At 60.4% G+C, this 14,292-nt stretch carries 13 protein-coding genes and 1 tRNA gene; 4 read left to right on the top strand and 10 right to left on the bottom strand.

Features of this window, described 5'->3' with window-relative positions:
* Positions 1–13 precede the first annotated feature (13 nt).
* Entirely contained in the window at positions 14–1,456 is a 1,443-nt protein-coding gene (gene gabD, locus MOP87_RS00215; protein ID WP_023535744.1) for an NADP-dependent succinate-semialdehyde dehydrogenase, read from the bottom strand.
* Between the two features lie 317 nt (positions 1,457–1,773).
* On the opposite strand from gabD, the gene MOP87_RS00210 reads away from it, so the two are divergent.
* Both MOP87_RS00210 and MOP87_RS00205 read left to right on the top strand, forming a co-directional pair.
* Positions 1,774–1,850: transfer RNA gene (locus tag MOP87_RS00210), tRNA-Arg, on the top strand.
* A 155-nt stretch (positions 1,851–2,005) separates the two neighbouring features.
* Entirely contained in the window at positions 2,006–3,736 is a 1,731-nt protein-coding gene (locus MOP87_RS00205) for a dipeptidase (RefSeq protein WP_242809986.1), read from the top strand.
* An 80-nt stretch (positions 3,737–3,816) separates the two neighbouring features.
* Here MOP87_RS00205 and MOP87_RS00200 read toward each other — a convergent pair whose 3' ends face one another.
* The 8 genes from MOP87_RS00200 to MOP87_RS00165 all read right to left on the bottom strand — a co-directional run bounded on the left by MOP87_RS00200 (position 3,817) and on the right by MOP87_RS00165 (position 12,544).
* Positions 3,817–5,160, bottom strand: a complete 1,344-nt coding sequence (locus MOP87_RS00200; protein WP_230395997.1) for an aminotransferase class V-fold PLP-dependent enzyme — start codon at positions 5,158–5,160, stop codon at positions 3,817–3,819.
* Between the two features lie 17 nt (positions 5,161–5,177).
* Positions 5,178–6,074, bottom strand: a complete 897-nt coding sequence (locus MOP87_RS00195; RefSeq protein ID WP_027914153.1) for an EamA family transporter — start codon at positions 6,072–6,074, stop codon at positions 5,178–5,180.
* A 24-nt stretch (positions 6,075–6,098) separates the two neighbouring features.
* Positions 6,099–7,325, bottom strand: a complete 1,227-nt coding sequence (locus MOP87_RS00190) for an ATP-grasp domain-containing protein (protein ID WP_242809985.1) — start codon at positions 7,323–7,325, stop codon at positions 6,099–6,101.
* A gap of 31 nt (positions 7,326–7,356) precedes the next feature.
* Positions 7,357–8,688: a biotin carboxylase gene (locus MOP87_RS00185; RefSeq protein ID WP_145279309.1), complete on the bottom strand. Its 1,332-nt coding sequence runs from the start codon at positions 8,686–8,688 to the stop codon at positions 7,357–7,359.
* A 28-nt stretch (positions 8,689–8,716) separates the two neighbouring features.
* Positions 8,717–10,057, bottom strand: a complete 1,341-nt coding sequence (locus tag MOP87_RS00180) for an ATP-grasp domain-containing protein (protein ID WP_242809984.1) — start codon at positions 10,055–10,057, stop codon at positions 8,717–8,719.
* Positions 10,058–10,072: 15 nt separating this feature from the next.
* The gene (locus MOP87_RS00175) at positions 10,073–10,825 is read right to left on the bottom strand and encodes a hypothetical protein (protein ID WP_242809983.1); all 753 of its coding nucleotides are present in this window, start codon (positions 10,823–10,825) and stop codon (positions 10,073–10,075) included.
* Positions 10,826–10,894: 69 nt separating this feature from the next.
* Positions 10,895–11,191 (bottom strand): 2Fe-2S iron-sulfur cluster-binding protein, encoded by a 297-nt coding sequence (locus tag MOP87_RS00170; RefSeq protein ID WP_023535766.1) that lies wholly within the window; start codon positions 11,189–11,191, stop codon positions 10,895–10,897.
* A gap of 93 nt (positions 11,192–11,284) precedes the next feature.
* Positions 11,285–12,544, bottom strand: coding sequence for an MFS transporter (locus MOP87_RS00165; protein ID WP_145279305.1), 1,260 nt, complete (start codon positions 12,542–12,544; stop codon positions 11,285–11,287).
* A gap of 139 nt (positions 12,545–12,683) precedes the next feature.
* Between MOP87_RS00165 and MOP87_RS00160 the strand changes: the two genes are divergently transcribed.
* Together MOP87_RS00160 and MOP87_RS00155 are read left to right on the top strand one after the other, a co-directional pair.
* On the top strand, positions 12,684–13,139 hold the full coding sequence (locus MOP87_RS00160) for a helix-turn-helix domain-containing protein (RefSeq protein ID WP_027914158.1): 456 nt from the start codon (positions 12,684–12,686) through the stop codon (positions 13,137–13,139).
* 131 nt (positions 13,140–13,270) lie between these two features.
* Positions 13,271–13,708, top strand: coding sequence for a CBS domain-containing protein (locus MOP87_RS00155; protein ID WP_023535729.1), 438 nt, complete (start codon positions 13,271–13,273; stop codon positions 13,706–13,708).
* Positions 13,709–13,852: 144 nt separating this feature from the next.
* Here MOP87_RS00155 and MOP87_RS00150 read toward each other — a convergent pair whose 3' ends face one another.
* The gene (locus tag MOP87_RS00150) at positions 13,853–14,095 is read right to left on the bottom strand and encodes a DUF2789 domain-containing protein (RefSeq protein WP_027914160.1); all 243 of its coding nucleotides are present in this window, start codon (positions 14,093–14,095) and stop codon (positions 13,853–13,855) included.
* Positions 14,096–14,292: the final 197 nt, after the last annotated feature.

Below are 14,292 nucleotides of genomic sequence, written 5' to 3'. Positions count from 1 at the left end.
CTTTACCGTGCGATCAGACGCTGATGCACAGGTATTTGATTTCGAGGTAATCCTCGATACCGTACTTGGAGCCTTCGCGGCCCAGGCCAGAAGCCTTGATACCGCCAAATGGCGCCACTTCGTTGGAAATCAGGCCGGTGTTGATGCCTACCATGCCGTATTCCAGCGCTTCGGCGACACGGAACACACGGCTCATGTCGCGGGCGTAGAAGTAGGACGCCAGGCCGAACTCGGTGTCGTTGGACATGGCGATGACTTCGGCTTCGTCTTTGAAGCGGAACAGCGGCGCCAACGGGCCAAAGGTTTCTTCCTTGGCAACGGCAGCGGTCTTGGGCACGTCGACCAGAATGGTCGGCTCGAAGAAGTTGCCTTCGATCAGCTTGCCGCCGGACAGGACCTTGGCGCCTTTGCTCACCGCGTCTTCGATGTGCTCCTGCACCTTGGCCACGGCCTTGCCGTCGATCAGTGGGCCAGTGGTGGTGCCGTCTTCGAGGCCGTTACCGATCTTGAGCTTGGCCACAGCGGCGGCCAGCTTCTGCGCGAACGCGTCATAGACGCCGTCTTGCACGTAGATGCGGTTGGCGCAGACGCAGGTCTGGCCGTTGTTACGGTACTTGGAGATGATCGCGCCTTCGACTGCCTTGTCCAGGTCGGCGTCGTCGAACACGATGAACGGGGCGTTACCACCCAGCTCCAGGGATACTTTCTTGATGTCCTTGGCGCATTCCTGCATCAGCTGGCGACCGATTTCGGTAGAGCCGGTGAAGGAGAGTTTGCGCACCAGGGCGTTGCCGGTCAGTTCGCCGCCGACTTCGCCTGCGCTGCCGGTAACCACGCTCAGCACGCCTGCCGGAATACCGGCACGGTTGGCCAGTTCGACCAGCGCCAGGGCGGAGTACGGGGTTTGCGAGGCAGGCTTGAGCACCATGGTGCAGCCAGCGGCCAGGGCCGGGCCAGCTTTACGGGTGATCATGGCAGCCGGGAAGTTCCACGGGGTGATGGCCGCGGTGACGCCAATCGGCTGCTTGATGACGATCAGACGCTTGTCAGGCTGGTGGCCTGGGATGGTGTCGCCATAGACGCGCTTGGCTTCTTCGGCGAACCACTCGATGAAGGAGGCGGCATAGGCGATTTCGCCCTTGGCTTCGGCCAGCGGCTTGCCTTGTTCGGTGGTCATCAGGCGAGCGAGGTCGTCCTGGTTTTCGATCATCAGTTCGAACCAGCGACGCAGCTTGGTCGAGCGCTCCTTGGCGGTCAGGGCACGCCAGGCCGGCAGGGCCTTGTCGGCTGCCTCGATGGCGCGGCGGGTTTCCGCAGTACCCATCTTCGGCACGGTACCAATGACTTCGCCCGTGGCAGGGTTGGTCACATTGATAGTCTGGCCGCTGTCCGCATCCAGCCATTCACCGTTGATGAAGGCTTGCTGGCGGAACAACTGAGCGTCTTTGAGCTGCATGTCGGCTTCCCGAATTGTTGATTGTTGAAAGCGCCCAGCGCAGGGCTCCGAGCGTTTGAAATCTCAAACGAATGCTAAGCGTCTGCTGGGGTGTTGGACAATAGGCTGTTCGAAAAAAAGAACGAGCGGTTGAACACCTTATCTGAAATCGGCTCGCTGGTAGGGCGTGATGGGCCCTGGCTCCCCAAGGCGAGCACGAACCGAAAGAGTAGCCCCAGGCAGAACCGCCATGGAGGCGAACATGGCAACTGGTAAAAAGGGCTACAGATCAAGGCGATGGACGCAGACGAACGAGATAGGTATCATGCGTGCGCGTTGCACTCGTAGCTCAGCTGGATAGAGTACTGCCCTCCGAAGGCAGGGGTCGTGGGTTCGAATCCCGCCGAGTGCGCCATACATGAAAAGCCCCAGGCCAACGCCTGGGGCTTTTTCGTTTGTGCGCCATGTCACACGCTTGGTACTGCCGTACCACAGGTCATTGGTGTTAGCGTGAGGGCCTTCCCGCACGACGGGGCCTCATCAATGATTGGCGAAGGAATGCGTACACTCATGCATCTGAAAAAGCTCACCTCTGTTTCCCTGCTGGCAGCCAGCATCGGCTTGCTCGCGTTGCCTGCCCAGGCCAACCTCACCCAGCAGCAGTCTGCGGCGATCGTCAAGGCGTTCGACGGCAGCGATCCGCATGACTTCAAGCAGTTTCTCGGCAAGCTCAAAGGCAGCGAACTGGCCCAGGCCGATGACCTGGGCACCACCTTGGACACCTACCTGGCCGGTAAGCCGCTGGGCGCCGAGCAGCAGAACGAGATCAATCGCCTGCTCGGGCTCTACACCCGCATCAAGTACGGCAAGGCTGCCACCCAGACCCTGCGCGAACTGGTGGCCATTCCCACGGTCACCGTCGAGGGCACGCCTCAGCATGAAAACCCCGAGTTCCTGAAGATCGCCGACAAGATCAAGGCACTGGCCGACGGGTTTGGCCTGGCTTTTCGCAACGTCGACAACCGTGTCTACGAAATCTCCCTGGGAAGCGGCAAGGAAGTGGTCGGTATCCATGCCCATGCCGACGTGGTCCCTGTCACACCGGAAAACTGGAAGCTGGCCGACGGCACGCGCCTGGATCCGTTCAAGGTCACCCTGGTCGGTGATCGCATGTACGGCCGTGGTACCGAGGACGACAAGAATGGCATCGTCGTAGCGCTGTATGCCCTGAAGGTCGCCAAGGATGAAAACCTGCCCCTGGCGCGGCAATTCAAACTGCTGATCGACACCACCGAAGAAACCAGCGGCGATGCCATCCCGTACTACTTCGAGCGCAACCCTACGCCTGACTACAACCTCGCCCTGGATGGCGGCTATCCGGTGGTCATCGCGGAAAAAGGCTACGGCACCGTGATGGCGAATTTTGCCAAGCGTGCGGCCAGCGGCCAGGGTGCCGAAATCGTCAACCTTACCGGTGGGCTTGCTACCAATCAGATCCCGTCCACCTCGGTAGCGACCTTGCTCACCGACGACGCCAGCGCACTGGCGCAGCGGTTGAACACGGCCGGTGCCGAGTACGTGAAGCAAAACGGTGGCGACTTCAGCATTGCCGCCAAACCCGACGGCAAGCAAGTGGTGCTCACCGTGACCGGTGTGTCAGCTCACTCCTCGGAGCCCGAATCGGGCGTGAACCCTGTCGCGCGCATGCTGGACTTCATCAATGGCGTGGGCAAGACGGTGCCGTTGAAGCGGAACCAGTTCACCGATGCTGCCCACTATGCGGCGGACAACTGGGGCCTGGACTACCTGGGCAAGAAGCTGGGCATCGCCTATGACGATGCATTCATGGGGCCGCTTACCGCCTCGCCAACCTTCGTCGGTGTGGATGACAAAGGCTTGAAGCTGGCGATCAACCTGCGCATCCCCAAGGGCAAGGCGGTCGCGACGATCAAGGATGAAATCGCCGACAAGCTCGGAAAGTGGTCGCAGCAAAGCCATATCACGCCCGCCTACGACTACAGCCTGGACAAGCCGATGTACCGCAACCCAGAAGGCGAGTGGGTCAAGGCCCTGCTGGCTGTGGCCAGCGAAAACCTGGGCATGAAGCACGCGTTCGGTACGTCCGCCGGAGCCACCTCAGTGCATGACCTGCCCAACGGCGTGCAGTTTGGTCTGGCCATGCCCGGTGTGAAGTACACCGGGCATAACGACAACGAGTTCAAGACCGTGGACCAGTTCATGCTGGACCTGCAGGTGGTCAGCGAAATGGTGGCGCGGATCGGGCAGATGCCGAAGCTCTGAGATCCGCCTCTGCCTTTGGCATCGCTACCCGGCCTGGTAGGCCGGGCTAGCGCGCCCGGTGATCCCTGCACAGCCCTGAATCATGTCAGGCTGTGCATCACCTGCAGGGTCTTTTCAATGTCCTGGGGCGTGTTGGTGATCCCGGCAGAGAAGCGAACCGAGGTATGTCGGTAAGGTGTTGCGCTGGCAATGATGTTCTGCGCTTTCAACTTCGCCACCACGTCCTTGGGCGCCTGACCCTTAACGTCGCAGCACACGATACCCGCCGAAAACTGCGCGTCTTGGGGCGTGAGCAATGACACATTGGGCAGTTTGGCCAGCCCTTCCTTGAGTTGGCCATTGAGTTCGGCAACGCGCTCGGCAATGCGCTTGCGGCCAATTTGCTCGATGAATCGGAACGCCTCGATCATCGCCCACTGATTCTCGAACGCCAGGAACCCTCCGGGGCTTACCCATGCCGCTTGCGTATCGCCCTGCGGCGCACGTTCCTGGCGCCAGGCATTGGCAGGCTCGGCCGCCATGATGGTGGGAATGGTCGGCATGACGTGGCGCCATTGCCCTTGGCGCCCCCACACCAGACCGGTTCCGTGCGGGCCGAGGATCCACTTGTGTGTACCGGCACTGAAGAAATCGCATCCCAGGCTGGCGACCTGCGCCTCGGAGCAGCCGAAACCATGCACCCCGTCAATCACGTACAGGATTCTCTGCGCCTCGTCACGGCCTTTGTTGAGCCGGGCCACCAGGTCGCCGATCTCCTTGACCGGCAACCGTACGCCGGTGCCTGAATGGACCCAAGTCATTGCCAGAATGCGGGTCGAAGGGCGAATGGCGGCTTCGATACGCGTCACGATGGCATCGACGCTGACGTCCTGCGGACCTTGGTAGAGATCGATGCGCCTGATGCTGCCACCCCACTTGACCACAGCCAGGCGCATCGCTTCGTCATGGGTGTACCACTCATGGTGGGTGGTGAGAATTTCCTGATCGGGATTGAGCTTGATGCCGTTGTAGATCATTGCCAGGCCCTGGGTCGTGCTGGTGGTCAGGGCAATGTCCTCTGCGCGCCCGCCCGTATAGGCGGCCGCGGTTTCGCAGACCTTGCGCCAGACCATGTCTTCGGGTTTGGCGAACATGTGGTCTTCGAGGTAGGTATAGGGGTTCTGGTCGAAGGCCTCCCGGTGCCGCGCCATGGCATCGCGCACCGGCTTGGGGTTGGATGCCAGGAAGAAGTTGGAGATATGCACATACCGTGGCGACAGCTGAAACTGCGCCCGTACCGATGCCCAGTCGGCAGGATCGAATGCCGGGGTTTCTGGCTCGGGCGCCGCAACGGCGCCTGCGCTGGACAGGCTGGCGATCATGCCGCCGCCAACCAGGGTGGCGCCCACAGCGCCCCCCATGAATCCACGTCTTCCCAAACTCATTTCGACTTCCTATCGATTCACAGTGAGGTCCGCGCAGTGCGCGCGGACAAAGCATTGAAGATGCGCTGCCCATACAGGCCGACAGCCAGACCCAGCACGATCAGGACAACGGCCAGTACCTTGCTGGTGGGCACGCTCTCGTTGAACACCAGTACCGAGCCGAGCATGCCGAAAATCGGCACCAGCAGCGAAAGCGGTGCGACGGTCGATACCGGGTACGTCTTGAGCAGCGAATTCCAGATCCAATAGGCAAACAAGGTGTTCGGATAAACCTGGAACAGAATCGACAGAATCGCCGTGCTGTCCACCTGATGGACCAGCGCGGTGTAGCCGGCACTGCCATTGACCGCGTAGTCGAGCACGAACAACGGGATCGGTGCAAAAGCGCTGGACCACACCAGGAACGCGAACACGTCCTTGGTCTTTGCCTTCTTGTTGATGACGTTGGCCACGCTCCATGCGCCAGCGCCCAGGAGTACCAGCAACACACCAGGCAATGTCACCGAGCCGTCGCTGATCGTGATGATGCACAGCAGCCCCGCTAAGGCCACCAGCATGCCCAGCACCTGAAAGCGCGTCAGTGCTTCTTTGAAGACCAACCCGCCCAGCAGGATGGTGAAGAATGCACTGAACTGCAGCACCAGCGAGGCAATGCCGGCAGACAGCCCAGCTTTGATCCCGAGGTTGACCACACCCCATAAGCCGATGCCGAACACCAGGCCGTAGCCAATGATGTAGCGCCAGGCCACATCGGGTTTGCGGATGAAGAAAATCGCCGGCAGCGCACACAGGCTGAAACGAATCCCGGCGAGGATCAGTGGGTCGACAGTGGCCAGCCCCAGTTTGATGACAGAGAAATTGATGCCCCAGATGGCCGTGATCAGAACGGCCAGCACTACATGCTGTGGTTTCATTGGCAGGCTGCCTTGAAGAAGAAGTTAAGCAACGGATGTCAGGTGCCGGGCCAGTGATACCCGCGAGAACAGATCAACCATCCAGTCGCGGGTACGCTCGGGCTCGGCGGTCTTGACGATGCCCGCCAGCGGCGCTTCGAATGCCGAGTAGGTCACGTGCCCAGGCAATGGTGCACCCGGTTCGAGCTCGTTCCACTGCACGATACAATGGCTGTTGCGCAGTTCACCTGCGCCCTCGAGCCCAAGGAACGTGCGCTGCGGGTGAGTGTGCCCAGGGAACACGAACCATCCGTAGCCCAGGTCCGCCTGCCGGCCGCTCAGCGTCGAAAGGTCCAGTTCGCCGTCGACATAGATGCGCAGTTCCAGCGAAGGCAAATGAATCCCCGTGGCCATCTCATACGTCGCCACCACGTCAGCCCCGCCGACCCGGTTACCCACTTCGAGGAAGACCGGCCCGTCGGCGTCCATGATGGCTTCCAGGTGGAAGGCGCCGTGGGTGATCCGCACCGCGTTCAGCGCCTGCCCCACCCACTCCCGCATGGATGCGCAGCTGTCCACATGCCAGGAACCCAGCGGCGCACCCCGCTCCATGTAGTCCAGGCAGGTGCCTACGTATTCACTGGCCTGCATCGTGACGATTCGACCGTCGAGCACCAAACCGTCGAAATGGCGGATGGGGCCTGCAACGTACTCCTCGACCTGAAAATCATCGATGAGCAACGACTGTTCATGGATTTTGCGCCGGATTTCGGCGTGGGCCTGAGACGGTAAATGTACGCTGACGTCCGCGCTCGAAGCGCCGCTGTGGGGTTTCAAGACCGTTTTGCCTGCCCAAGGCACCTGGCCTTGCGCGTCCAGGTAACAGGCCAGCGACATGAACTGCGGTATGCGCAAGCCGTTGGCCTGCACCGCTTGCTTCATCAGCAGCTTGTTGCGCGCCAGGGTCACGGTCTGTAATGAAGCCCCTTCAACGCCCAATGCTTCTCTCAAGCGTGCAGCATCGAGCAGTTCGTATTCGGACATTGAAATAATGCGATCAAAGCGCTGGGGGCTACCAGACAGCCATGCCAATGCTTCCTCACTAGCGCTGGCGGTACCCGCTCGTACCACCCGCTTGCACTGCAAATCGGCAGGCAGCGTGTCGATTGCAGCTTGCTTGCCGAAATAGGTGACTTCGTGCAGCGCATGATCGATGCCACGGTGGTATTCGATTCGGGGGTAAGGCACACGGTGGAGGATCAGAATCTTCATATTATTGTTCTCGAAGCGTGGATGGCGTCGCTCAGCAAGCGGCTTTGAGCAGAGGTTCGGCAGCCAGGCTGCGCGCCATGACCTCCAGCCACTGTTCGCGCAGCGCGCTGACCAGATCACGGATATCGGCCTGGGCATCGTGCAGCGTCACGCAGGCCTGCGCCACGAAATCGCCATTATCCCGGGGCGTGGCATGGACGAGACGGCGCGCACTGGTCACCCAAGCGCATTCGAGCAAGACGACAGCGTCCTGTGCAATGCCCAGCCGCTGTGCTGCGCAGGCAATGGTTTCCACCACCAGGGCATGAACGTCGCCTAGTCGGGCCACATCGACGGTCATGTCCTGAGGCACGCCGAACATGAGGGTGGCCGCGCTACAGCTAGGCTCTGGCAGCTCCTTGGGTATGGCTGCCGAAAATACCGAGTCGATCCAGGCTGCATACAAGTCAAGCCCGTGGACAGCTTGAGCCAGCGTCCAGATTTTCATGCCTGCAGGGCGCCGATTGGGTTCGACCACGGCCGTGTTGCAGTCTTTCTCGCTGAGCTTGATCTCGTTGTGGAACGGCCCGATGCGCTGGCCGACCAATCGGTTGACCTGCTCGCCCACCACACGGATGGCCATGCGCTCCTGATGATCGAGCCGGGCCGGCAGGATCTGCGCCACTTCTACCGGGTAGCGCCCGGTGGCACTCACTTTCTCGGTGATGAACCACAACTCGCCCAGCCCGTCGTAGGAGTATTCACGGTCAAAGGGTATCAAGGCTTCGGCCAGCACGCCGCTCGCCAGGTACGGCTCTACTTCGGCAAACGCCTGGTCGCAGTCTGTACCCGGGGCGACCAGGACGACGCCCCGGTTATTGCCCTCGGTCGTGGGTTTGATGACGAAGCCGCGAGCCTGACGCCGGGCGAAGTTCTGTACGTCTTCAAGGCACCTGATGCGTTCGAAATCCGGCACCATCACGCCGAGCTGTGTAAGCAGCGGCCCGATGCGCTGCTCGCTTATCCGATAGGCCAGCTTGTCAAACGCCCCCAGTGCCAGGCGGGCGTCGTCAACGGGCAAACCAAGGCGCTCAAGCAGCGCAGCGCCACTGGCCACGGCATTGTCGGAAAACACGATGCCAGCACTGACACGCGCGGCCTCGTCGCCTAATTGCTCAAGCACGCGCTGGATGAAGTCCGGCGCCAACGGGTCTGCGTCGATAAGCCGATCGCTGATGCGCAGATCGTGCGCCTGGGGAGCGCTGCGCACCAACCAGGTTTCGGCATTCCAGCGCTCACGGGCATGGTTGCGCATGTGTTGAACGTCGCCGATACGGCTCAAGTTGTAATCCACAACCAGCAAAACGGGTCTTTGCAAGGACATGTCAATTGTCTCCGGTGCCTGGCGGACGTCAGAAGCCTTCGGTCTCGTACTGGATATCGAGCGCGTCTGCGCTGCTACAAGACAGGCGCTTGAGTTCAGCGGGGTGTTCGGTGTGCGGGAATCTCCACAGCAACTGGCCGAGGAACACTTCACGGGCATGGGCAGGAATCACATCGCCTGCCTTGAGCAGGATGTGCGTCACGCTGGGCGCCAGTGGGGTCTCAGCCAGCTCGACGCTACGCAGGGTGCCGGGTTTGGCGAAATAGACGCGAAAGAACGTGGCCGTCGTCTGCTCGGTGGTGCCCTCGGCGTGCCAGCCAAGCCTGTCCAGACGCTGTGCGAAGGCCTCGCGCAGAGGCGCATCGTCCTGGCTTGCGAACAGCAGGTCCAGCCACAGCGAGAGCATGCTGTGCCCGTCAGCGACCGCCTCAACGCTATGGGAAATCAGGCTGCCGCCCACCCGTGGATTGACTTCGATCAGGTCCCAGTGCTCGCCGGTGAACCTGGCTTCGATGTGGTAGCAACCCCATTTCAGCGCCAGGCAGCCAAGCACTTCACTCAGCCATGCCAGGCCGGCTGCGATCTGCGCTTTATCGAGGCTGGCTGGCGGTGTGGTGCAGCTGTCTTCCAGCACCGTTTCGGCTGTCTCGGTGACTTCGTATTTTTCATGAATGGCCACCACGTGGACCTGGCCATCGAGCAGTAAGGTCTCGAAGCTGAATTCTTTACCGGGGATGTAATCCTCGGCCATGAACTCAAGCCCCTCATTGAAGGCCGAGGCATACACGGTGTCGCTTGCCGAAGCCTCTCTCAAGGCTTCCAATGTGGCCCAACGGGTGTCCGGACGCATTGGGAAGGCGGCATAGGAAGCGATGCCATGGATCGGCTTGATGAAGTAAGGCCGGCCATCCATCTGCAATGCCTGCAGGACCGGTGCCGACAGTGCATGCGCCTGGACCTGTGAAAGCCCGGCTGCCGCCAGTTGGTTACGCACCCCGAGCTTGTTGCGCAGGGCAAGCGCTTGCTCAGGGCCAATGTCGTAGGTGCCAAGCGACAGGTTGGCCTGCGCCATCAGGTGCCGGTACCCCTCCCACACGCTGATGCAGCAGGTGACCTGTTCGCCTGCTTCATGCAGACGCTGGAGGGCTTGGGTAACCTCATCGCTGCGTAATTGGTGAGCGTCGCCGACATAGAGCCGGTCTGCCCAAGACTCGATTTGCTGCAAACGAGCCGGTACATGTTCAGGAAGCGGCAATGAAGAAAGCACGAAGCAGCGAAGCTGTCGACGATGCAGCTCTAACTTCAAGTCTTCCAGAAATGAAAAGCCGCAATGGCTCAGGATCAGCACACCAGGTCGCGTCGTCTTCATTGCCTGCACCATGGCTTAGGCTACCTTGGCTTGCGGGCTGGCCAGCGTGTCCAGGTACAACTCGTTGAAGTACATGGCCAACACTTTCTGATGCTCGGCCAGGTAGCGCTTGAGCGCAGCGATGTCCTGCTCACCTTTGATCAAGAAGCGCAATGCCGCCCATACCTCGCCTGGATGGTCATCGTTGATGTCGGTGTGGGAGTGGGAGATCTGACCCACGATCTTGGATTCGCCGACCGAACCCTTGAGCGCTTCGAGCTTGCGCGGCTCGAGCTTGACGTTGACGTATTCGACCAGGTACGAGTAGGCGATGACGCCCAGGGGGCCTTCATGGTCGAGCAGGTAGGAGAAGAAGCCTGCCAGCAGCTTGGTGGACAGGTAGGGTTCGGTGGCAAGGAACTCTTCGCGGCTGACGCCTACACGCTGGAGATCCTGGATGAACAAGTCGTCATGCAGCATTTCTTCCTGTTCGTAGTGGGCCCAGATCTGCGCAGCTTCCGGGCTGACTTTCGCCACCTCGACCAAGGCCTTGGCCTCGGCAACGCGCAGCAGGCGGATACGCCACGCCGTCTCGATCAGGTGACGCTTGTAGTAGGTGCTGTTGACATCCTTGCCTTCCAGGTGCGCGGCTTGCGGCACCGTCTTGTACCACTGATCGACCTGTTCATCGATGATGCTGTCGATTTCCCCACGCAGGTTGACCGATGCAGCAGCATTGAGGAACGGAGTGCGATCGCCATAGCCCACATTCTTTACACGGTTCAGCATATTCGAGCCTCTTCTTGGGTTCTGATACAAGACGCCACTCATCGTGAGTCGACGTGAACAACGCACTGCCTAGCCAATGACTTCAATGGCCAATTCACCTCTGATCAGGCACTGGCAGGCCAGACGGTAGTCCGCCCCGCTATAGCCCAACAGTTCTATGAATGCTGTTTCCTCATCGTTGCGTGGATTCAACGCGTCAAGCCCTTCCTTGACTTTGATCAGGCACGCCCCGCACGCCCCGACGCGGCAGCCGAGCGGAATGACATTCTTGCCACCGGCCTCCCATTCGATGTCCGTAAGGGGTGAGTTGGAGGGCAGTTCAAAGTCGACGCCGTGGGAAGAAACGGTCAGTTTGTGCAGCGCCATACGTGCCTCGCCTAAGATGAAGTTGCTGTGTCGCGCGCACGGCATCACGTTGCTGTGTCGAAACAATGAGCGCAGCTGTTGAATCGCAAGTACTTATCGGTCGTTGAAGTTCAACCACAGCCAGTAGATCAAGGCGACGGCACTGATCGATGCGCCCAGCATGCACACGGCTACCCAACCCGCCTGGGCATAGGTGTAGGTCGCCGCGATGGCGCCGAGCCCGCTGCCCAGCGAGTAGAAGCACATGTAGGCGCCAACGAGCCTGCTTTGCGCATCCGGTCGTGCAGCGAAGATCAGGCTTTGGTTGGTGACGTGCACGGCCTGCACGGCGAAGTCGAGCATCACCACGCCCAGGACCATTGCCAGCAGCGAGCTATGGACGAACGCCGTCGGAAGCCAGGAAAGGGTCAGCAAGACCAGCGCAAGGCCTGTGGTGCGATTGGCCAGGCCACGGTCTGCCAGTCGCCCGGCCCTCGCCGCTGCGAGAGCCCCTGCTACCCCGGCAAGGCCAAAGAGCCCGATTTGGGTATGCGAAAGCGCAAGATCTGGTTCACTGAGCGGCAGGACCATGGATGTCCAGAGCACGCTGAAGGCTGCGAAGATGAGCAACGCAAAGACTCCGCGCACGCGCAGGGTACGTTCGCGCAGAAACAGCTGCAGCACCGAACGCAGCAGGGCAAAGTAGCCGCCGCTGACCGCAGCGCGGGGAGAGGCGGGCAGCGTGCGCCACAACACGAAGGCCATCCCCGCCATCAGCGCGGCCGACACGAAATACACGCTGCGCCACCCGGCCAGATCGGCCATCGCGCCAGACACGAAACGTGCAAGCAGAATCCCCAGGACCACGCCGCTGGTCACAGTCCCCACGGTCTGGCCACGTTGCTCGGGGCTTGCCAGTGCCGCAGCGTAGGCCACCACCACCTGCACCAGTACGGCCATCAACCCCACCAGGACCATGGCACCGAGCAGCACGACCCAGGCCTGCGCCAGCCCTACGGCGCAGAGGGCCAAGGCGCTGAGGAGCATTTGGCAGAGAATGAGCTTCTTCCGGTTGACCAAGTCGCCCAGCGGCACAATGAACAGCAAACCGACCGCATAACCTGCCTGGGTGGCCGTGACGACGATCCCGATGGTGCTGGCAGGAACCGCCAAACTGCTGGCCATGGACTCGAGCAGCGGCTGGGCGAAGTACACATTCGCTACGGCCATAGCGCAGGTAATGGCAAAGAGGAAGGTTTGGGAAGGGCTGAGTGTGGTACTACGCGGTGTGTCGCAGCGCGCCGTGTCGTCACGGTTGGCAGACGCTTCGGCTGTCGCCGCCCGCTTGACCGGGCTATCTGGCCTGTACGGCATGCACTTCCATCCTTGGAATAGGTTTCAAAAGGAAACCACTTGTAGCGATTTTTAACAAATCAGGTTTTTAAATGCAACTACTGACCATGAACGTTTTCTCATATGGTTAGCGCTTTTCATCATCTGCTCATGGACAAACATGGCCAAACAGGAACAGTTAGCGCGCAGTGAATGCCCAGTGGCGCGCACCCTAGAAGCGATTGGGGACCGATGGGTATTGATGATCATCCGCGAAGCGTTCGACGACGTACGGCGGTTCAGTGATTTTCAGAAGCGCCTTGGTGTCGCCAAGAACATCCTCACCGTAAAGCTCAAGGCAATGGTCGAATTGGGCGTGTTCGAGGTCCGGCCTGCTTCCGATGGGAGTGCTTACAAGGAGTATGTGCTGACCGAAATGGGCCGGGCCGCCTTCCCCATCGTCATCAGCATGCGCCAGTGGGGAGAGCGTTTTTTGTACGGTTCAGGTGAATGCCACTCGATCATGCTGGACAACATGACAGACCAGCCCCTCGAGACGATCACCGTTCGATCCCGTACAGGCCAGCAGTTGAGCCCGGAGGATTGTCACCGACGACTGATCACCCGAGGGGGTTGAGGCAAACGCTCCTGCATGCTCATGACGTTTTTCAATCACCTCGATGCCGTTTCCTGCATTGCCGGATGGCGCCGGGTGGTCGATGCTTGCAAGACCGTCGCCAGTGTTTTCCTCCACCCGCAGAGGCCACCATGAAAAACGTCGAACAAATCCTCAAGAGCAAGTCCGAACACCAAACCGTGTACACCATCGGTCCGGACGACTCAGTGCTCGACGCCCTCAGACTGTTGGCCGAGATGAACATCGGCGCGTTGCCTGTCGTTGAAGGCAACGAGGTGGTAGGTATCGTCAGTGAGCGCGATTATGCGCGCAAGCTGGTGCTCAAGGGACGCTCGTCGGCCGCCACGCCGGTGCGCGACATCATGAGCGCACCGGTGGTCACCGTGGAGCCGAAGCACAACCTTGAATACTGCATGAACCTGATGACCAATCGACATTTGCGCCATCTACCGGTGGTGAGCAACGGTGAGCTGTTGGGGCTGTTGTCGATTGGCGACCTGGTCAAGGAGACCATTGCGGAGCAGGCAGGGTTGATCTTGCAGCTCGAGCAGTACATCCGCGGCGAGTAAGGCATTTCAGGGCTCGGCCACCTGCATGCGCCACAGGTAAGACTGGCCGTCAGCCGGTTCCGGAACTGTCTATACCTTGAATGGTAGTATCGACGCGTTGACCGGAACGGCTCACGGCCCCTCACGCTTCACGCTGCAGGTAACTTATTTCTTGGCCGGATGCAGCGCTTCGTTCAACTGGTCGGCCATGGGAACCCAGTCGGCATCGGCGGCGTAGCTTTCCTTGAGAAAGGCACGCTGGCCCTCACTCCAGAACGGTGCATCGACCAATTTCACATCATCATCGAGTGGCGAATGGGTGGTGATGAAGCGCTCGATCTCGACCGGGTCGTCGTCCAGTCCAAGCTGCTTGAACAATTCGGAAAAGTGGTGAGTCGGTTTGTCCATGATTCCTCCGCAGTGCCGGCATGCGCTTTGGTGTAAGCGCCAGTCCTGTTTGAGAGCTTGCGCTCAAGGGTGGGCATCAGCGCCCCAGGCAGGACGACCGCAATCATCCTGCCTGGGGAATAGACAGCGCGCCACAGCAGAAGACTCGATAAATCACCGTAATGCCTTGAGTAGAAAGCTCTGAGCCAGAAGGCGCA

The sequence above is a fragment of the Pseudomonas sp. I3-I5 genome (genome assembly GCF_022699445.1).
Classification (GTDB): domain Bacteria; phylum Pseudomonadota; class Gammaproteobacteria; order Pseudomonadales; family Pseudomonadaceae; genus Aquipseudomonas; species Aquipseudomonas fulva.
Note: the sequence above shows the minus strand (reverse complement) of the source record. Positions and strands in the feature narration are given on the sequence as shown.